Source organism: Weizmannia sp. FSL K6-0777 (assembly GCF_038593185.1).
In the GTDB taxonomy this organism is placed as follows: Bacteria; Bacillota; Bacilli; order Bacillales; family Bacillaceae_C; genus Weizmannia; species Weizmannia faecalis.
Map to the genome: position 1 here is coordinate 1,810,100 of NZ_CP151971.1, position 18,416 is coordinate 1,828,515.

Below are 18,416 nucleotides of genomic sequence, written 5' to 3' on the forward strand. Positions count from 1 at the left end.
GCGGCAGCTCTTTTTTAAATCTGTTTTTCAAAATGCAGGCGTTTGTTGATCAGGTAGATGACCGGCATACCAATCAGCATCACAGCAAGTTCACCGATCCCTGCCGTCAGCCAGCCGAAAAAGAAAGGCACGCCGTTAAACCATTGCATTTCCCATGCGATAATAAACATGGAGGCCGTAAAAGCAATGGAATTAAGGATCATCTGCCCCCAGACGCCCTTTATAAACCGTGCGGATAAAATGGTAATCGCAAGCGCAAGGACGGACTGACCCGTGCCGATGAACATATCATACTTGATCGGCGAGAAAAACAAGTTTGAGAGAAAAACGCCTAATACAATGCCAATCATATACTTCTTGTTAAACACAACGAGATGGTTAAAAATTTCAGAAACACGGAACTGGATGTTCATAAACGCAAGCGGCTGAATAAAAAATGTCACCGCAATATACAGCGCCGCGACAATCCCGTTGACGACGAGTGTTTTCAGTTTCATATGCATCTCTCCTTAGTTTTTTTACGTGGGATGGTTTCGAACCACGGGTTGGAAACAACCAAACTTCTTCATTATAATGCAAACTAGAACATGCAGCAAGACAAAAAAAGCTTTCCGGGTTGCCGATTCACCCCGGAAAGCTTTTCGTACTGTTAATTATTGTTGTTATTGCCGTTTAAGTTGGTAAAGATGAGGATTAAACGCAGCAGTTCAATGACCGCAACAGCCGCGGCAGCCACATATGTGAGCGCGGCAGCCGATAACACTTTGCGCGCTTCCCTTTCTTCCCCGCCGCGGACAATGCCGAGCGATGTGACTTGTGCAAGCGCACGGGACGATGCATTGAATTCAACCGGCAATGTCACAAGCTGAAACAACACGGCAAGCCCCATGAGAATGATCCCGAGCAGGAACATGCCTGTCGCATGCGTGAACATCCCGATCAAAATAAAAATCCAAGAGGCATTGCTGCCGATATTCGCCACAGGCACGAGGCGGTGACGGAAACGGAGCGGCCCGTAATTGACTTTATCCTGAATGGCGTGTCCGCATTCGTGCGCCGCAACAGCAGCCCCCGCAATCGAACGCCCGTGGTAGTTGGCAGTCGACAAATTGACCGTTTTGTTAATCGGATTGTAATGGTCGCTTAGAAAGCCGCTGTGTTCCAGCACTTTCACATGGTATAAGCCATTTTCGTCCAAGATCATCCTTGCCACCTCGGCGCCTGTCATGCCGGATGCATTTGCGACCTTTTCATACTTGCTGTATGTGTTTTTTACCTTCAGCTGGGCCCAGATCGGAATGATTGCCAAAATGAGATAGTAAATCAAAAACGACATTTGCCACCCTCCATACCCTCCATGGTAATCTTACCTTTATTGTATCCGAATAAGGTCAAAAGGTCAATCCATATGATCGGTCTCGTGACGCTCTTCTTTTTGCCCTTTGTATTTTCTCCATCCGACATACGATAAAGTAAGAATGATGATGCTGCCGGTGGAAATCATAATCCACCAGAGGGAGGGGTCGGCTTCATCTTCCTTCATGGCTTCAAACAGCTGCTTCAAATCTGTCCGGAGCGCCTCCAGTTCCTTTTTTCCGGACCCGCTGCCTGCCACCTTGTCCCGATAACGATCAATATAAGCGATTTTCGAATCGAGCCGCTGTATTTTTTCAACCGGCAGATCCACTCTTAAACTCGGCTCGATCACTGCATATTGTTTGAGGAACAGGTTTAATTTTTCGTTGTACGTTTCGCGCTTCCCTGTTGCGGCTGCTTTTTGCACCTCTGTAAATGAAGACATCACCGGCCCTTCCATCTGCGTCCAGAGCGGCTGATACTTCGATTGGATCGCATCCACCACGAGCCGGAATGACGTGCAGGCATCCACTTTCTCCTCAGGCTCTGCGCTTACTTTCGTCAACGCCTTTACCGCTTCATCATGGGTGACGGTCAAAACTCTCAATTCATCCATCGTTAAACGTTTATTTTTAAACGATTGCCTGGAAAATGTTTTCGAAAATTCATTCAGCACATTTTTTGCTTCTGCATATTGCCCGTTTTTCGCCAGCTGCAATGCCTCGTCGCTTAGGTCATTTAAATGTGCCAAAGCATCATCCGAACCTTTTGCAAAACTTTTTCCGGCAAAACTTAACATGAACACACAAAGAAGGATCACTACTTTTCTCCTCATCCTTGTCCCCCCTCATACTGTTACTAACTTATGAAGGGAGGGACAAGAGTAGACCATAAAAACAGCCCGGCGTCCATTTCGGGGATTCCTGCTTTCTGCCGACGGAAAAAGCGATTTAAAGTTCGAGGCGGAGCCGCCTTTTGTGCACGGCAAACCGGTATGCAAGCAAAAGAGAAAGGATGCTCAGCCAAAAGGTAAAATAGCCGATTTCACGGATATACCGGTATACATCTTCGTACCGGGGAAACTGCATAAAAACGTAGTCAATAATATCATTGTGCAAAGTCCATACCGCCGCAACCAAAAGATGCTTCCATTTGAATTGGTAAAGCGGCGCATACAATATTCCCTCTATCGCCATTGCCAAATGGGAAGCCATCAGCATATATCCCTGCCATGGCAATGAGCCGTTTACGATCAGTACGAGAAGGTTCATCGCAACCGCCCAAATCCCGTATTTAAAAAGCGTCACCATTGCAAGTGCCTCCACATACGGCCAGTGTTTCCGCCATAAAAAGGCAAGCAGCACAAACAGAAAGAACAGGCTTGCGGTCGGGCTGTCCGGGACAAACAGCCAAAACGCAGGCGGCGTATCGCGAAGCTGCCACCCGTACCAAATGTAACCATAAATGGTCCCTGCAGCATTGGCTAAAAAAAGCATCCAAAGGACACGCCTGTCTGCCAGCGCCGCATACAATGCCGGTCCATTCATCGTCTTCCCCCATTTCAAAAAAGATAGATTCATTTTAACAAAACAGACAGCACGAAAAAAGCCGGCTTTTGCCGGCTTTTTTGCTTTTATTTCGATTTTAGCCCGGCGATATAATCCGCCAGTTTTTTCAAATCCTGATCCGAGCCTTTAAATTGGTTAGGCGGCATTTTCCCCTTGCCTTTTTTGGCGATTTTTGCGATTTCATCCGCACTTAAGCCTGTGCCGACTAAAGAAGGGGCTGCCGCACTGCCCTGGAGATTTTCTCCGTGGCACGTCACACACGTCTGCTTGGCAAATATTTTATAGCCTTCTGCGTTTTTGTCAATGGCAACCTGTTTCACGATTTTCCCCTGCTCTTTCGCTTTTTTCCAATCGTGGTGGGCCGCCGCTTCCCATGTCAGGTAGAATATTGCACAAACCGCGAGCAGCATAAACCCGGTTGCAAGGGGCCTATCAAGCGGCCGCCGCTTAGGGCCGCGGTCAATAAACGGTGCCAACAGCAGTGCAAGAAAAGCAACGCCCGGGATCGCGAGCCCGATCACCTGGTACGGGCCGGAAGAATAAGTATACTTTAATAGTTCATACAGGAATAGAAAATACCAGTCCGGCATCGGAATATAACTCGTATCCGTCGGGTCCGCAATTCGTTCAAGCGGCGACGGGTGTGCGGCAGTGAGACATAAAAAGCCGACGAGAAAAACAGCGCCGACGAGCCACTCTTTCAGCAAAAAGTTCGGCCAAAAAGCTTCCGTTTTACCGGGATACTCCGAGTAATCCTTAGGAATATTCGGTTTGCGGTCCGCATTAATTCTGGAATCACCAACAAATCTCATTCCTTTTCCGCGATGCATCCTTCCCCCTCCTTTTGCCCGTTATGGATACTTATTCATTACAGCGGTCCGGAAATTCCCTGCTTGCGGATCATCAAAAAATGGGCTGCCAAAAGCAGCATCAGCACCGCTGGCAGGAAAAAGACATGGATGGCAAAAAATCTCGTCAGCGTCTGGGCACCGACAATATCCGGATGGCCGGCCAAAAGCGTTTTAATATACGGCCCGATAAACGGCACCGAATCCGCAATCTGCAGGCTGACTTTTGTCGCAAAAAGCGCTTTCATATCCCACGGAAGCAAATAACCGGTGAGGCCGAGCCCGAGCATGACGAAAAAGATGAGCACGCCGACAATCCAGTTCAGCTCGCGCGGCTTCTTGTATGCGCCCTGGAAAAACACCCGCAGCGTATGTAAAAACATCATGACGATGACGAGGCTTGCCCCCCAGTGGTGCATTCCTCTCACAATCTGGCCGTATGCCACATCATGCTGCAAATAATAGACAGAGTGCCAGGCATTTTTAATATCCGGAACATAGTACATCGTTAAAAACATACCCGACAGAATCTGGATGGCTGTTATAAAAAAAGTGAGCCCCCCAAAACAATAGACAAAAGCGGAAAAATGGTGCGCCGGGTTGACATGCTCCGGCACTTCATGGTCAGCAATATCCCGCCAAAGCGGCGTAATATCAAGGCGCTCGTCGACCCAGTCATACAATTTGCTAAGCATCTCTTCCCCCTCACTTCACATATGGATTTTTCTGCGGTTTGCCCAGGTACAGATAGCCGCCCTTTGTTTTGACAGGGTATGCATCCAAAGGCGCGGAAGGTGGTGTTCCCGGTATGTTTTTCCCGTTTTTCTCATACCGTCCGCCGTGGCAGGGGCAAAAAAACTGATTCGGATGCGCTTTGTTCGTATTCCAGTTCACGGTACAGCCAAGATGTTTGCAAACCGGTGAAAGCGCCACAATATCGCCTTTACTGTCTTTATACACCCAGGCCGTCTGGGTGACATCCGACTTATACCAGCCGTCCGTCTGTTCGTATTTAAAATCGACACGCACCGGTTCGCTCTTAATATCAGAAACTTTCAATTTGGTTGGATGAAAGTCGCCGGCTGCTTCCGCCTCGAGCACCGGGTCGACGGCAAAACGGAGCATCGGCATCAGCGCACCCGCAGCCATAAATCCGCCTACGCCCATCAGCGTGTAATTTAAAAACTGCCTCCTTGACACCGGATCTTTTTTGCTCAACCTGTTCCCCCCCTTACAGAACTGTTGGTTTCCTAATATTTTCAAGATGTAGCAAATACACTCTTATGATAAAACAAAGATATTTGCCGGTCAATGAATATTGTCTATTTTATGTCAAGTATCTTTCTACTCGAAATAAACTGATATTTTAATATAACTTTTTCAGTTTTCTCCCCATGACCGGACAATAATGGAGATAAGCTGTTTTACCTGTTCATCTACAATGGCATCCTGCTGTTTTTGTTCCATATGTTCAAGTGGGACAGCCGGTAGCCAGACCACATTTCCGTTCAGTTCGGCCTGAAGCCTTTGCCAGCCGGGATCGCTGGTCAAATAAAAAATATGCCGGAACCCGCTTTCAGTCAATTCGGCTTCCCATGACTTGATGGCAGGCCCCGCACTGTCCGGGATCGTCTGCTGCAAATAAGGGAAAGCGGGCAGCAAAACAATCCGGCCTTTAAATTGCGACTCGAGGCAGCCTGCGATCATCTGGATCCATTCATATCCGGAAGCGAGCTGTCGGATATGGTCTCCGAATGAAACCGGGACAAGCGGCAGGACTGCCGTGTCAATAAAGTAACGTTCCTGTTGATACAATTCCATGTCTTTTGCACGCCAGCGCACAGATGATACCCCTTTCATTTTCCCCGCGGGCAGAAACCGGAAAGATTAATCATCCAGTTTTTTCATCTCCCCGCTTAATTCGACAAAACGGCCGTAATCTTTCTCATCGAGCGCTTTGTCGATTTCTTCCCGCAGTTTATTCCGTTTAAAGTCTTTCATGCTTTTTTCCAATAATTTTTCCGCCATTTGCCGGTCTGTCTCGTTTATATGGAGATCTTTCGGCATATACGGGTTTTCTTCAAGCACAGCCGCATACTGGTACGATAAATGGGATTTTTTGAAATTGAGCTGGATATAAATGTCTTCCTCACGGTTCAGCCGGATATCATGGAAAGACTTTTCCGCATCCGTTGTCATAATATTATCTTTATAAAAGCGGAACGGCACATTGTCCACGCAATGCGTCGACATGATAATGCCGCGCGGACAAAGATGCGCTTCCTCGACGAAATGGACTTTTTCCATCAGCTGGTCGTGGCTCATTAAATAATTCAAAATCCAGACTGACTCCCGTCTTTTTAATTGGTAATGATTTAAAAACCAACGGATAAACTCCTTTTTCTCGTTGATTGAAACAGGGGTGAGAGCCATCGTAATCCCTCCTCTGCAAATTGAATGGCCGTGTTTACAGCGGGCAGCTTTTTTGATAAAACATTGGTTTACACCTTCATTATACCTTTTCCCGTCTAAACCGCCTACGAAAAAGTCCGGCAACGATGGCCGCAATTAATTTCCGTCTTCAAGCCTTTCAAGAAGTGCAATCCATTCATCATTTGCCGGATCTTCGCGCAAAAGCTTTTGGAAAATGCCGTAAGCCTCTTTCCTTCTCCCTTCTTCAATCAGGAAATAACCGTAATCCTCCAGAAACACCGTGTCGTTTTGTAAATCATTATATGCATATCCATAATACTTTAATGCCTGAGAATATTCTTCCAAATGCTTAAGCGATATGGCCAGATCCCAGTAAAGCCGAGGGTCGGTATCCCCTTCTTTTTCCATGCTGAGGGCCCGGTCACGGACTTCTTCGTACCGCTCCTTTTGAAGCAGCAGCTCGTTGTAGGAAAGGGCCGCATCCAAATAGCCGGGATCCAGTTCCAGCGCTTTTTTAAAATAATTTTCCGCTTTTTCCTCATCGCCTGCTTTTGTAGCCATTTTTCCAGCAAAATGATAAAGTTCTTTATCATACTCGTCTTCTTTTATGCCCTTTTCAGCAGCAGCAAGCGCTTCTTCCGGCATTTGTTCGTGCTCATATGCACGGCCAAGATACAGGTAAAGCGGATGGTAGCCGGGATCCGTTTCCCGCAATTCTTCAAACAGCTCTATCGCTTTTTCATAAAATCCTGCCTGGTACGCGGTTAAGGCATATCCAAATAATGTGTTCGCCTCAAAGCGGCCTTCCATCGCATGCTCATATTGGTGCAAGGCCTCTTCAAACGCGCCCGCTGCGCTCAGCACTTCTGCAAGGCGCCCGTGGATGTTTGTATCCGCAAATGTATCGATCCCTTTGCCCAAAAGCCACTCATATTCACGGGAAGCTTCCGCATATCGGGCACAGGAAGCGTAGAACTCGGCAAGCGCAAAATGGATGACAGGTTCTTCCGGCAAAAGCGATGCAGCTTCCATCAGTTTGTTTTCGCTGACCTCATACAGGCCCTGCATTTGATACAAATCCGCAAGCAAAAGCAGTGCACGCGGGTAATCGGGGTCCGTCTCCGGAATGCGGTCGAGGTATAATATGGCTTCTTCTTCCTTGTCCATATCAATAAGCGTTTCCGCCATTAAGATCACAAGCTCGCCGTCATCCGGATAAGACGCAAGCAAATCTTTATATAATTGCTGTGCTTCATTCAGAAAACCGAGGCCCTCAAGCTGCCCGGCAAGCGCATATTTCTCTTCGTCCGTGCCGAGCGCGAGAAAATCTTCAAATGTTTTTTTCGCCTCCTCGAGCCGGCCTTCTTCCAAATGATCCAACAATTGTTCCATTAAGCTCATGAAAATCTTCCTTTAATCTTTGATGTGTTTCCTTTTGCTGAACCTTTTGCAACGTTAGCCGCGGGATTTTTGCAAAGCCAGAATCTTGCAAAGCCAAAATCCCCGGTTGCCGCTAAAAGTGCTCCCCCGGTCCCCTGGTGAAATGGCAATCGCCCTTTTCCCGGAGCCCACTTGCCTGCAGGAAAAACCGCGGGTGGCCTTTGGCTAAATCATAATGAATTTTGAAGGCCAGGGCAAATCATTTGCCTTTCCGGGTTCCCTGTTTAAGTATTTCTCCGCCGTGCATGAAAATCCCTTTTTTTCACAGCAAAAATAAAGCGGGGCACGGGATTTTGAATTTCCGCACCCCGCTTTTCCACGGGCATCATGATCAGGCTGTTCTCTGTTATCCTGAAAACAGGCACCGGCTGATTTTCATTCTTTTGCTGGTGCCTGTTTTCAATAGGCGTCTAAAGCCGTTACAGAACGGATTTCAGATCATCAAAAAACTGCGGGTATGATACGGCGATTGCTTCCGCCCCTTTCAGGCAGACAGCATCCTTTGCCACAAGTGATGCAACGGCAAGCATCATCCCGATTCTATGATCCCCGTGGCTTTCCACCGTCCCGCCTGAAAGCCGGCAAGGGCCTTCAATGATCATGCCATCCGCTGTCGCTTCAATATGGGCGCCCAGTTTCTTTAATTCCCGGACAACCGTGTCAATCCGGTTTGTCTCTTTCACTTTCAGTTCTGCGGCATCTTTTATGACTGTCCTGCCTTCCGCCTGTGTAGCAAGAAGGGCAATGATTGGAATTTCATCAATGAGGCGCGGAATCAGCCCGCCGCCGATTTCAACGCCTTGTAAAGCAGCCGGACGGATCACCAACGTGCCTGTTTGCTCGCCGTCAGATGGGGCATGTGTTTCGACCACTTCCATATCCGCGCCCATTTGCTTTAAAACGTCAATGATCCCGGCACGGGTCGGATTGAGCCCGACATCCGGCAAGACGATTTCACTCCCAGGCACGAGCGAAGCAGCAGCCATAAAAAAGGCGGCGGATGAGATATCGCCGGGCACAACGATCTCCGTGCCATGGAAAACCGTGCCGCCCCGGACGGAAATTGTTCTCCCTTCCGTCCTGACCTCGCCGCCAAATGCCCGGATCATTCGTTCAGTATGGTCGCGGGTGGGCTGCGGCTCATACACGATTGTAGTGCCGTCTGCCTGAAGACCGGCTAAAAGAAGCGCGGATTTTACTTGCGCGCTTGCAACAGGCAGCCGGTATTCGATTCCCTGAAGCGCCCCGCCCCTTATAGAAAGAGGGGTGAAATTGCCGCCCATTCTTCCGTCAATGTGCGCGCCCATTTCGCAAAGCGGTTTTGTGACGCGCTGCATTGGGCGCTTTGCAATCGATTCGTCGCCGGCAATGACCGAATGGAAGGGCCGGCCGGCAAGAAGACCGAGCATCAGGCGGGTCGTCGTACCGGAGTTTCCGGTATCGAGCACCGTTTCCGGCTCCGCCAAACCGTCCCATCCTTTTCCAGCAATCACCACCCGGGTGCCATCCCGTTCGATCGGCACGCTCATTTGCTGAAAACAATGAATGGTGCTCAAACAGTCGGCGCCGGGGAGAAAATTTTCTACCATCGTTTTTCCCCTGGCGACAGCGGCAAACATAACCGACCGGTGGGAAATCGATTTATCCCCCGGAACTTTAATCGTACCTTTTAACCCTGTTTGCGCGGGTGCCAATTTTTCCATTGCAGCCACCACCTTCTATTGGATATAGACTTCATGCGGGGTTTCTTTTTTTAAAAGATTCATGGCTAGATCGCGGTCGTTTTCCGAGCGAAAACTGATCCGGAGCACGCCGTATATATCTTCCCGCGCCTCAAGGATGCGGATATTCGTAATAGAGATTCCTTTTTCCGCCAGTTTATTGGTAATTTGAGAAACAACCCCCGGGACATCCGGAATATCGACAAATAAATCGTAAAAAGACGGGATTGCGCCCGATCCGCTGATTGGAAGGCAGTCGCGGTATTGTTTCGCTTCCGCATAAAAGCGGTGGAGAAGCTCATACTTGTTGTCTGCAAGCGCCTTTTTCACTTCCTGAAGATTTTTCGCCCATCTATCCAAAAGCCTGATCAGGTTTTCCCTGTTACCGCAAGAGATGTCCGCCCACATTTGCGGGCTTGAGGAGGCAATCCGTGTAATATCACGGAAACCTCCGGCAGCAAGCCTTTTTAAAAGGGGATATTCCGCATCTGCATCTTTCACAAGATGGACAAGTGACGCTGCGATAACATGCGGAAAATGGCTGATGACCGCAACCATTTCATCATGCATTTCCGGAGAAACGGTGATGAAATTTGCCTTTGTTCCTTTCAGCCACTGTTTCAATTCTTCCGTCCGCTGATCTTGTTCATGGAAAGGCGTAAGCAAATAAAAGGCATTTTCAAACAGGGACAGGCTGGCGGCCGTAACGCCGCTTTTATGGGAACCGGCCATCGGATGCCCGCCGATAAAAACGGTGTTGTTGCCGGCGAGCCGCTGCGCCTTTGCCATGATGCTTTCTTTCGTGCTGCCCGTATCGGTGATGATCACATTTTCCTTCAATTCCATTTGCCCGAGCTGCCCGATCAATTTTTCCGTTACAAGCACCGGCGTGGCCAATATAATTAAATCCGCGCCACGCACGCCGTCTTGGATCGTTTCCACGTAATCATCCACGACCATCAGGGCTTTTGCCATTTTCATTTCTTCCAATTTGGCATCATACCCTGTGACCTTGGCTTCCGGATGTTCCTTTTTAATCGCTAGTGCAATGGATCCCCCGATTAACCCGAGCCCGATCACAAACACATTTCCTTTCAAAGGTGCCACCTCTTTTTGTAAAAAGGCGGCCTTTTGCTGTCAAAAGGCCCGCCGTTGTCAAGTTCATTTGCGGCTTTCCAGAAAAGCCCCGATCGCCCCGAGTACGCCCCGGTTCTGTTCTTCCGACCCGATGGTCACCCGGACCGTCCCCGGCATCCCGAGCGCTTCCCCGGAGCGGACGATATATCCCCTGCCAAGCAAAAACCGGCAAACTTCCTCACTATCGCATTGAAAATCGATTAAAATAAAATTTGCCTGCGACGGGTAAAATGCAAGGCTGTTGCGGCGGCAAAACGCATAAAAGTGTTCGAGCCCCTGCCGGTTTTTGTCGCGGCAGCTCTGGATAAACGCCTGGTCCTCCAACGCCGCCTGGGCAGCCAGCTGGCCAAGGACATTGGTATTAAATGGCGGGCGCACCGGCTCGAGCTTTTGGATGATCGTTCGATCGGCAATCCCGTAGCCGACGCGTAAACCGGCCAGTCCGTAAATTTTCGAAAATGTCCGGCTGACAATCAAATGATGATACCGGCGGAATAATGTCAGCGCCTGTTCGTAATCTTTTGCGACCACGTATTCGCTGTACGCTTCATCGATAAAAACGAGCACGTCTTCCGGCACGCGGTCAAGAAAAGCGGTCAACTCCTGTTCGGTCGTATACGTCCCCGTCGGATTGTTCGGGCTGCAAATCCAGACAACCGCCGTGTTTTCATCAATTTGCCCGAGCATCGCCTCCAGGTCATGCCGCCCGTCTTTTAAGGGTACTTCACGGACTTCGGCGCCCTCGATGATGGCATTATGTTTGTATTGGGAAAATGTCGGTGCGGCCATCACCGTATTTTTGCCTGGTTCGAGGAGTGACCTGGAAACGATTTGGATCAGTTCGTCCGTCCCGTTTGTAAAAATCAGTTCGGTTGGATCAACGCCGAGATGTGCGGCCATTTTCTGTCTCAGTTGTAAGGCGTGCCCGTCCGGATAACGGGTAAAAGCAGGCTGAAAGTTTTTCAAAGCCTCATCCACTTTCGGGGAATAGCCGAACGGATTTTCATTGGATGCCAGTTTCACGATTGAATCGAGCCTGTATTGTTTTTTCACTTCATCAATGGTCTTTCCGGGCACATATGCATGCAAATCCGTAATTTTTGTTCTCCATTTCATCATCTTTAGCGAGAGTCCCCTGCTTCCATGCAAGAGCGCAAGCCAGGGGGTGATCGCATTCTCTCCTTTCGGTTCGTGACACGTTAGCATTCTCTTATTTTGTTAAATCCGGACGAAGCACGGCTGCACGGCGCAAATACACATGTTTTATGTCCTCCTGCCCAATGTCCGTGTCGACATGGATCAGGATACGGATGCAGCGGACAAGGCTTCCTTCAACCGGAATTTCTTGCATATTCATAATCGGGACATACTTCCAGCCGCTGAATTGGCGCATGACTTTCGAAGGAAAAGCCGAACGGATATCGGCTGTTGCCGAGAACAAAAGGGAAGCAACGCGGTCCGGCTTGATCCCGTTTTTTTCGATCAAGGCATTCATCAGCTCAGAAGTAGCAGCAAGGACTTCGCTTTCGTGATCGCGCTCGACCGTAGTCGCTCCGCGTATTCCGCGTATCATGTATGCAAATCCCCCTTTTGCTGCAGCAGAAACAGACGGCTCAGCCGGTCTTTGTCCACTTCAGCCAGCACCGGTTTGCCGACAGACTCAAGCAGGACGAAGTGAATATTGCCGGCAATTGTTTTTTTATCGCGTTTCATATAAGCATAGATTTCGTCAAATGCTGCGCCAGCCGGAATTTTCCAATCATAGCCGAGCGTTTCGATCCAGCTGAGAAATTGCGGCAAATCAAATTGAAGGCCGGTCTGTTCCCTGCTGATCAAAAGCGCGTAGACGATACCGGTCATGACCGCTTCGCCATGGGTGATTTTCCCGAACCCGCCGTGCGCCTCAAGGGCATGCCCAAGCGTATGCCCGAAATTCAAAAAGGCACGCACACCCGTTTCTTTTTCATCTTTGCGGACAATATCTGCCTTTACTTTGATCCCTTTTTTCAACAAGTCCGGAAGATGCGGGGATAAAAGATGCCCGCCGTCCGGAATCTTTGTTTGCAATTCTTTAAGGAACTCCTTATCCGAAAGAAGCGCATGCTTTACAAGTTCGGCAAATCCGCTTAACAGCTGCTTTTTGGGGAGCGTGCGCAGGAAATCTGTGTCATACAATACAAATTCCGGCTGGTAAAAAGCGCCGACGAGGTTTTTTCCAAGCGGGTGATTGATCGCTACTTTGCCGCCGACCGCGCTGTCATGGGCCAAAATGGTTGTCGGGATTTGAATAAACGCAATGCCGCGCATATAGGTTGCCGCCACAAAACCGGCAAGATCGCCGACCGCGCCCCCGCCAAAGGCAAGAATGCATGATTTCCGGTCTAAATGATGTTCCACGGCAAACGTCAAAGCTTCTTGGTAGACTTCAAACGTTTTGGCATCTTCCCCAGCTGGCACGGTCAGTACACACTGTTCCGCGCTTTCCGGAAGCTGTGAAAGCAGTTTGTCCAAGTGAAGCGGCCGGACATTTTGATCTGTTATGACCATGCAGCGCGTATATTTGCGGACGAGCGGACCCAGCTCCTGGAGCGCGCCGCTTGCTATGTATACCGGGTACTGTTTTGTTTCTGTATCAATGATGATCGTTTCCATTTAAAACAACCTTCCGTATTCTCTTTGCTCCGCAACCGTTTTTTTCAGCACATCCATCCTGTCGCTGTAAAACTGGGCAGTGATCGCTTCCGCCAGCTCCCAGGCGACAACGGCCTCACAGACGACGCTCGCTGCCGGCACCGCACAGCTGTCGGAACGTTCGATGCTCGCTGCAAAAGGTTCCTTCGTTTCGATATCAACGCTTTGAAGCGGCTTATACAATGTCGGGATCGGCTTCATGACACCTCTTACGACAATCGGCATGCCGGTTGTCATACCGCCTTCAAAGCCGCCGAGCCGGTTCGTTTTGCGCGTATAGCCCGTTTCTTCCGACCAGGCGATTTCATCATGGACTTCGCTCCCGGGCCGGTGTGCCATTTCAAAGCCAAGCCCGAATTCCACCCCTTTAAACGCATTGATGCTGATGATGGCGCGCGCCAGCTTTGCATCCAGCTTCCGGTCGTAATGAACATAACTGCCGACACCGGCCGGCATCCCGGTTGCGATCACTTCGACAATGCCGCCGATCGAGTCGCCGTTTTTCTTTGCCGTGTCGATGGCTTCCATCATTTTTTGCGCCGCCCCGTCATCCAAACAGCGTACCGGTGAACCGTCCGCTTTTTCCTGCAAGGAAGCAAGGGAATCATATGACACCTTTTCCGCGCGGACACCCCCGATTTCAAGCACATGCGAGGCCACTTCAATGCCGAGCTCTTTCAGCAGTTTTTTCGCGACAGCCCCGGCGGCCACACGAACGGTGGTCTCGCGTGCGGAAGAGCGTTCGAGCACATTGCGCAAATCCCTGTGCCCGTATTTGATCCCGCCGGCAAGATCGGCATGCCCCGGGCGCGGACGGGTCACACGCCGTTTCACATCGTCCGCATCGTCTGGAAGGGGCTCAATGCCCATGATCTTATTCCAGTGCACCCAGTCCCTGTTTTCAACCGTGAGCGCAACCGGCGAACCGAGCGTCAATCCGTGGCGAACGCCGGCAGAAATGATTGCCCTGTCCTTTTCTATCTGCATTCTCCGTCCCCGGCCGTAACCTTTCTGCCTTCTGGCAAGGTCAGTGTTAATTTCTTCAGCTGTCAGCGGCATGCCCGCTGGAAGGCCTTCAATAATGGTGGTCAGCGCCGGGCCGTGCGACTCGCCTGCTGTCAAATATCTCATTCTGCATCCCCCTTCATCACTTTAAAGCATTACATATCTATTACTATACCACAATCGCTATAAATCGAATAGATGGAGCGCTTTATATTTTTCTATAGAAAAAGGTGTCTACAATTTCAAATCCATACGCAGCCGGATTGAAAATCTGCTCCGTGCTGCCGACAAATAATATGCCGTTTGCCGACAGCGTTTTGCTGAAATTCCGGTAAACAGACACTTTGGCTTCTTCTGTAAAATAAATCAGCACGTTCCGGCAAATAATCAGATCCGCTGCCGGATAAGGGTCGTGCAGCAAATTATGTTGTTTGAACACCACCGCCCGCCTGATTTCGTCCGCAATTCGATAGAACGGACCTCCGCTGCTTTTTTGAAAATATTTTTGTTTCATTTCGCGCGGCACTTCCAGGATCGAACGTTCGGAATAAACGCCGGCTTCTGCTTTCTGCAGGGCTTTTTGATCAATATCGGTCGCCAGAATCTGAATCTTATTAAGCGGTAAATACTTGGACAAGATCATCGCCATCGTATACGGTTCTTCGCCCGTAGAAGAAGCGGCACTCCAGATTTTCAGTTTTTCTCCTTTTTCTTTCAGCAGCCCGGGCAAAATGTTCCGTTCGAGCACATCCCATCTTGACTTATTTCTATAAAATTCTGAAACATTAATCGTCATTCTGTCCAAAAATTCTTCCAGCAAATGTTCGTTTTTGTCCAATCCGTGAAAAAATTCACTGAAAGATGAAAAACCTCTTTTTTCATATAATGTCGTCAGCCTTCTTTTCATTTGCGCTTCTTTATACAAAGATAAATCGATCCCCGTTTTCTTTTTGACTTGCGCAATGAACCGGCCGTAATCATCCAGTTCTGTTTTCATTATGCAATCCCCGTATTTTTATTCAGATTTGTTGGTTCATACCGTTTATTTTAACATAAAAAAAGATTGGCGCGGAGAGGATCGCCAATCTTTTTTTGCATGATTTAATAAATCGAAGCATCCGCCGGCCGACTGTATGAGATCAGCTCATCTTCCCGGAAAAACAGGGAAATTTCACGTTTCGCGCTTTCTGGTGAGTCGGAACCGTGAATAATGTTTTTGCTGACAATCACGCCGTAATCGCCGCGGATCGTCCCCGGGGCGGCTTCGGCCGGATTCGTTTTGCCCATCATTTGCCGTGCGGTAGCGATGATGTTTTCGCCTTCCCAAACCATGGCAAAGACCGGACCGGAAGTAATAAATGCCACGAGATCATTGAAAAAAGGGCGTTCTTTATGCTCAGCGTAATGCTTTTTTGCAAGTTCATCCGAAATTTGCATCAATTTTGCCCCCGCAAGCCGAAACCCTTTCTTTTCAAAGCGGGAAACGATTTCGCCGATCAGCTGGCGGCTGACCCCATCCGGTTTTACCATTAAAAAAGTCCTTTCCATCTTCATCCACTCCATTCGCATTTCTACTATGTAAGACATCTTGGCCATAGAAAATCGTACCATGGTGGCGGGAAAATCTCAATATGTTTGAAGTAAGCGCTTCAAAACCGGGCCGCCAACGCAGGGCACTGCCCGGCAGCCCTGCTTTCTTTTAAAACTTTCTTTTTCCCATATAACGCGCCAAATCTGCCAGCATTTTTTTAAAACGGGTATCCGGAAGCTGCTCAAGCGTACCGAGCGCTTTCTCTAGATAGCAGTTGCTCACTGCATAAGACCGTTCGATCGCGCCGGACTGTTTGACCAGTCTGACAACGTCTTCAAGCTCCGCTTTTGGCATGTGCTCATGGACATATTCCAGCTTTTTTCTGATTTTTGGGTCTTCCCTTGCAAAAAGCACCGGAAGCGTTACATTGCCCTGGCGCAAATCTTCGCCTGCCGGTTTTCCAAGCTGCTTCTCCGTGCCGGTAAAATCCAGGATATCATCAATAATTTGATAGCTCATCCCGACATTGTAGCCAAACCGGTACAATTGGCGGTGGATGTTTTCGTCGGCGCCCGATGCAATCGCCCCGAGCTGGCAGCTAGCTGCAATCAGCAACGCCGTTTTCCGCTTGATCCGCCTTAAGTAACAGCGCAAATTTTGATGAAACCGGTATTTATCCTTAATTTGCTCAATTTCGCCGACGCACACTTCAACAAGTGTATCCGCCAGAATTTGGTGGGCGGAGAGATCCTCCACTTTTGTAATATATTCAAGCGCGGTTGCGAGAATATAATCGCCTGTATACATGGCAATCCGGTTGTCCCATTTGGCTTTTACGGTCGGTTTTCCCCGGCGCAATTCGGCATCATCAATGACATCATCGTGCACGAGCGATGCCATATGGATCAATTCCAGTGCAACAGCGACATTTTTGACACGTTCGATTTCGTAATCTCCGAATTTCGCGCCGAGCAGTACAAATACGGGGCGGATCCTTTTTCCTCCCGCTTTCAGCAAACTTTCAGATGCCTGCTGTATCAAAGCAGCGTTTGATGCGACAGCGTTGGCCAGCTCTTGTTCAATAAGCTCAATATCCGTTTTTAAAAACGAGTACAGCATTTGTACCTTCATTCCGTCTCCATCCGATCATCATTTCTCTTTCAAGGCAATATGTGCAGCTGCGGCCCCGCCGGCAAACGGCTTGTACAAAATCCGGCCAAAACCCGCATCGGAAAAAGCAGCCGCCAGTTCTTCCATTCCCGGAAACTGCAGTGCCGATTCCTGAAGCCAGGAATATTCCCGGTAGCTTTTTGCGAGCCATTGTCCGAGAAGCGGCATGATCCGGCGGAAATAAAAGTAATAAAGCTGCCTGTACCCGGGAATCACCGGCTGGGAGGTTTCCAGGCAGGCCGCCATGCCGCCGGGCTTCAGCACCCTGTACATTTCCTGCAAAACCTGTTTGTAGTCCGGGACATTCCTGAGTCCGAACCCGACCGTCACATAATCAAACGTTGCATCTTCAAATGGCAGTTCCATTGCATTTCCGTAACGGAGCGCGACATTTTTTAAGCCAAGCGTGTCCACTTTCCGCTTCCCGACTTCAAGCATGCTTTCACTGAAATCGAGCCCTGTCACACTGCCGGATTCGCCCACTGCCTGTGCGAGGGCAATCGTCCAGTCCGCCGTCCCGCAGCACAGATCGAGTGCGTTGCTCCCTTCTCTTACCGCCATTTTCCGCATCAGGTCTTTCCGCCACCGTTTATGCTGGCTGAAGCTGATCACCGAGTTCATCCTGTCGTAGTTTTGCGAAATTTTTTCGAAAACGGCGTGTACCCGTTCTTCTTTTGGCATCATGGTTACCCTTCCTCCGCATATAATCTCGTTGCATCGCCATACCGCCCCAACAGCAGGCGGATCCGCTCTGAAAGCATTTCGTTTCCGCACGACATGGCCGCAGCCTGCAGCGCACGGATGCTTTCTTTCAAATACTTCTCACAAATATAAAACAGTTTCCGCTTTTTCTCATGCGGCAGCTGCTCAAAAGGGCGCCCGTCACCCGGGTAAGCCATTTTGTTCAAGGCTTCAAACAGGATGGAGCGCTTCCCGTTTTCAGCCTGTTCCTTTTCCCTTAACAGCCGGTTAAACAAAAGCAGTTCTTCGCTTAAACGAATGAGCGGCTGCGAACCGAAAAACTGCATAAATTTAGTAATAATCGCGGATTCGGTTTTTTTCAAATGCCCGACGAACGTTTCCGCGTCGGAATCGTCAAATTGGTAAAGCATCACTTTATATTCATTTACGGATTTGATTCCTTCCGCCAGTATGCCGACAAGCCGGACGTTGTGCACGCCCGCAAGCAGTTTGTAGTAAAGGCTGCTGAAATAATCCCCCGCTAGAACAGTAAGCTGGCGGTTTTTTTGATTTTCATTTGCATTGGTTACTTTTTCATGGGTGTCAAGGGCAATCTGGATCAGCATGGCAGTCGCAACAAACTGCTTCACTTCATGTTCCGTATACGGCTGCCCCGCAAGGCTGCTTATCAAAAGCAAAATCCGGTCTTCATCTATGTATGGGGCATCAATAAACTGATTTAAATAGTCGTGTGCCACTTCTTCTTCAATCGCCTGTTTGATTGCGGCAATTTGCTGCTCCCTCTGGTATGACATAACCCTTTCCCCGTTTCTTC

Annotated in this window: 21 protein-coding genes and 1 riboswitch; all 21 genes read right to left on the reverse strand. The window is 49.2% G+C overall.

The features are described 5' to 3' along the window. Window positions 1-14: 14 nt before the first annotated feature. Window positions 15-497 (reverse strand): QueT transporter family protein, encoded by a 483-nt coding sequence (locus NST70_RS08460; RefSeq protein ID WP_017550459.1) that lies wholly within the window; start codon window positions 495-497, stop codon window positions 15-17. Between the two features lie 6 nt (window positions 498-503). Next, window positions 504-548, reverse strand: a riboswitch (PreQ1 riboswitch). Between the two features lie 101 nt (window positions 549-649). Next, window positions 650-1,336, reverse strand: coding sequence for a zinc metallopeptidase (locus tag NST70_RS08465; protein ID WP_013859491.1), 687 nt, complete (start codon window positions 1,334-1,336; stop codon window positions 650-652). A 63-nt stretch (window positions 1,337-1,399) separates the two neighbouring features. Further along, a complete protein-coding gene (gene ypjB / locus NST70_RS08470) occupies window positions 1,400-2,191 on the reverse strand; it encodes a sporulation protein YpjB (RefSeq protein ID WP_014098173.1) in 792 nt (263 codons plus the stop codon). Between the two features lie 115 nt (window positions 2,192-2,306). Further along, entirely contained in the window at window positions 2,307-2,903 is a 597-nt protein-coding gene (locus tag NST70_RS08475) for a DUF1405 domain-containing protein (RefSeq protein WP_326244516.1), read from the reverse strand. A gap of 86 nt (window positions 2,904-2,989) precedes the next feature. After that, entirely contained in the window at window positions 2,990-3,754 is a 765-nt protein-coding gene (locus NST70_RS08480; protein WP_014098171.1) for a menaquinol-cytochrome c reductase cytochrome b/c subunit, read from the reverse strand. 38 nt (window positions 3,755-3,792) lie between these two features. Then, window positions 3,793-4,467 (reverse strand): cytochrome b6, encoded by a 675-nt coding sequence (locus NST70_RS08485; protein WP_013859495.1) that lies wholly within the window; start codon window positions 4,465-4,467, stop codon window positions 3,793-3,795. A gap of 10 nt (window positions 4,468-4,477) precedes the next feature. After that, a complete protein-coding gene (locus NST70_RS08490) occupies window positions 4,478-4,990 on the reverse strand; it encodes a ubiquinol-cytochrome c reductase iron-sulfur subunit (protein ID WP_013859496.1) in 513 nt (170 codons plus the stop codon). Window positions 4,991-5,152: 162 nt separating this feature from the next. Then, on the reverse strand, window positions 5,153-5,614 hold the full coding sequence (locus tag NST70_RS08495) for a YpiF family protein (protein ID WP_014098170.1): 462 nt from the start codon (window positions 5,612-5,614) through the stop codon (window positions 5,153-5,155). Window positions 5,615-5,659: 45 nt separating this feature from the next. Then, complete coding sequence (locus NST70_RS08500; protein WP_014098169.1) at window positions 5,660-6,205, reverse strand: ReoY family proteolytic degradation factor; 546 nt, start codon at window positions 6,203-6,205, stop codon at window positions 5,660-5,662. 135 nt (window positions 6,206-6,340) lie between these two features. Further along, window positions 6,341-7,606 carry a tetratricopeptide repeat protein gene (locus tag NST70_RS08505; RefSeq protein ID WP_035188073.1) on the reverse strand — a complete coding sequence of 422 codons (1,266 nt, stop codon included), beginning with the start codon at window positions 7,604-7,606 and terminating at the stop codon, window positions 6,341-6,343. A 458-nt stretch (window positions 7,607-8,064) separates the two neighbouring features. Further along, window positions 8,065-9,348, reverse strand: coding sequence for a 3-phosphoshikimate 1-carboxyvinyltransferase (aroA, locus tag NST70_RS08510; RefSeq protein ID WP_342474839.1), 1,284 nt, complete (start codon window positions 9,346-9,348; stop codon window positions 8,065-8,067). 15 nt (window positions 9,349-9,363) lie between these two features. Then, window positions 9,364-10,464: a prephenate dehydrogenase gene (locus NST70_RS08515; RefSeq protein ID WP_014098166.1), complete on the reverse strand. Its 1,101-nt coding sequence runs from the start codon at window positions 10,462-10,464 to the stop codon at window positions 9,364-9,366. A 63-nt stretch (window positions 10,465-10,527) separates the two neighbouring features. Beyond that, window positions 10,528-11,622, reverse strand: a complete 1,095-nt coding sequence (hisC, locus tag NST70_RS08520) for a histidinol-phosphate transaminase (RefSeq protein ID WP_014098165.1) — start codon at window positions 11,620-11,622, stop codon at window positions 10,528-10,530. A 91-nt stretch (window positions 11,623-11,713) separates the two neighbouring features. Further along, window positions 11,714-12,076: a chorismate mutase gene (gene aroH / locus NST70_RS08525; RefSeq protein ID WP_014098164.1), complete on the reverse strand. Its 363-nt coding sequence runs from the start codon at window positions 12,074-12,076 to the stop codon at window positions 11,714-11,716. Beyond that, window positions 12,073-13,155, reverse strand: coding sequence for a 3-dehydroquinate synthase (aroB, locus tag NST70_RS08530; protein WP_014098163.1), 1,083 nt, complete (start codon window positions 13,153-13,155; stop codon window positions 12,073-12,075). The genes aroH and aroB overlap by 4 nt, the downstream gene beginning before the upstream one ends. Continuing rightward, window positions 13,156-14,325 (reverse strand): chorismate synthase, encoded by a 1,170-nt coding sequence (aroC, locus tag NST70_RS08535; protein WP_014098162.1) that lies wholly within the window; start codon window positions 14,323-14,325, stop codon window positions 13,156-13,158. 82 nt (window positions 14,326-14,407) lie between these two features. Then, window positions 14,408-15,196 carry a protein-glutamate O-methyltransferase CheR gene (locus NST70_RS08540; RefSeq protein ID WP_035184690.1) on the reverse strand — a complete coding sequence of 263 codons (789 nt, stop codon included), beginning with the start codon at window positions 15,194-15,196 and terminating at the stop codon, window positions 14,408-14,410. 104 nt (window positions 15,197-15,300) lie between these two features. Continuing rightward, a complete protein-coding gene (gene ndk, locus NST70_RS08545) occupies window positions 15,301-15,747 on the reverse strand; it encodes a nucleoside-diphosphate kinase (protein WP_014098160.1) in 447 nt (148 codons plus the stop codon). Window positions 15,748-15,898: 151 nt separating this feature from the next. Next, window positions 15,899-16,861 (reverse strand): heptaprenyl diphosphate synthase component II, encoded by a 963-nt coding sequence (hepT, locus tag NST70_RS08550; RefSeq protein ID WP_014098159.1) that lies wholly within the window; start codon window positions 16,859-16,861, stop codon window positions 15,899-15,901. An 18-nt stretch (window positions 16,862-16,879) separates the two neighbouring features. Next, entirely contained in the window at window positions 16,880-17,584 is a 705-nt protein-coding gene (locus NST70_RS08555; RefSeq protein WP_014098158.1) for a demethylmenaquinone methyltransferase, read from the reverse strand. A gap of 2 nt (window positions 17,585-17,586) precedes the next feature. Then, on the reverse strand, window positions 17,587-18,396 hold the full coding sequence (locus NST70_RS08560) for a heptaprenyl diphosphate synthase component 1 (protein ID WP_061565202.1): 810 nt from the start codon (window positions 18,394-18,396) through the stop codon (window positions 17,587-17,589). Window positions 18,397-18,416 lie beyond the last annotated feature (20 nt).

Excerpts from the sequence above, each read along its gene's own strand:
- NST70_RS08475 (WP_326244516.1), bottom strand. The coding sequence starts at position 2,903 with ATGAATGGACCGGCATTGTATGCGGCGCTGGCAGACAGGCGTGTCCTT.
- NST70_RS08485 (WP_013859495.1), bottom strand. The coding sequence starts at position 4,467 with ATGCTTAGCAAATTGTATGACTGGGTCGACGAGCGCCTTGATATTACG.
- ypjB (WP_014098173.1), bottom strand. The coding sequence starts at position 2,191 with ATGAGGAGAAAAGTAGTGATCCTTCTTTGTGTGTTCATGTTAAGTTTT.
- NST70_RS08480 (WP_014098171.1), bottom strand. The coding sequence starts at position 3,754 with ATGCATCGCGGAAAAGGAATGAGATTTGTTGGTGATTCCAGAATTAAT.
- aroC (WP_014098162.1), bottom strand. The coding sequence starts at position 14,325 with ATGAGATATTTGACAGCAGGCGAGTCGCACGGCCCGGCGCTGACCACC.
- NST70_RS08560 (WP_061565202.1), bottom strand. The coding sequence starts at position 18,396 with ATGTCATACCAGAGGGAGCAGCAAATTGCCGCAATCAAACAGGCGATT.
- aroB (WP_014098163.1), bottom strand. The coding sequence starts at position 13,155 with ATGGAAACGATCATCATTGATACAGAAACAAAACAGTACCCGGTATAC.
- hepT (WP_014098159.1), bottom strand. The coding sequence starts at position 16,861 with ATGAAGGTACAAATGCTGTACTCGTTTTTAAAAACGGATATTGAGCTT.
- NST70_RS08505 (WP_035188073.1), bottom strand. The coding sequence starts at position 7,606 with ATGAGCTTAATGGAACAATTGTTGGATCATTTGGAAGAAGGCCGGCTC.
- NST70_RS08555 (WP_014098158.1), bottom strand. The coding sequence starts at position 17,584 with ATGATGCCAAAAGAAGAACGGGTACACGCCGTTTTCGAAAAAATTTCG.
- hisC (WP_014098165.1), bottom strand. The coding sequence starts at position 11,622 with ATGATGAAATGGAGAACAAAAATTACGGATTTGCATGCATATGTGCCC.
- aroA (WP_342474839.1), bottom strand. The coding sequence starts at position 9,348 with ATGGAAAAATTGGCACCCGCGCAAACAGGGTTAAAAGGTACGATTAAA.
- NST70_RS08465 (WP_013859491.1), bottom strand. The coding sequence starts at position 1,336 with ATGTCGTTTTTGATTTACTATCTCATTTTGGCAATCATTCCGATCTGG.
- NST70_RS08540 (WP_035184690.1), bottom strand. The coding sequence starts at position 15,196 with ATGAAAACAGAACTGGATGATTACGGCCGGTTCATTGCGCAAGTCAAA.
- ndk (WP_014098160.1), bottom strand. The coding sequence starts at position 15,747 with ATGGAAAGGACTTTTTTAATGGTAAAACCGGATGGGGTCAGCCGCCAG.
- aroH (WP_014098164.1), bottom strand. The coding sequence starts at position 12,076 with ATGATACGCGGAATACGCGGAGCGACTACGGTCGAGCGCGATCACGAA.
- NST70_RS08460 (WP_017550459.1), bottom strand. The coding sequence starts at position 497 with ATGAAACTGAAAACACTCGTCGTCAACGGGATTGTCGCGGCGCTGTAT.
- NST70_RS08500 (WP_014098169.1), bottom strand. The coding sequence starts at position 6,205 with ATGGCTCTCACCCCTGTTTCAATCAACGAGAAAAAGGAGTTTATCCGT.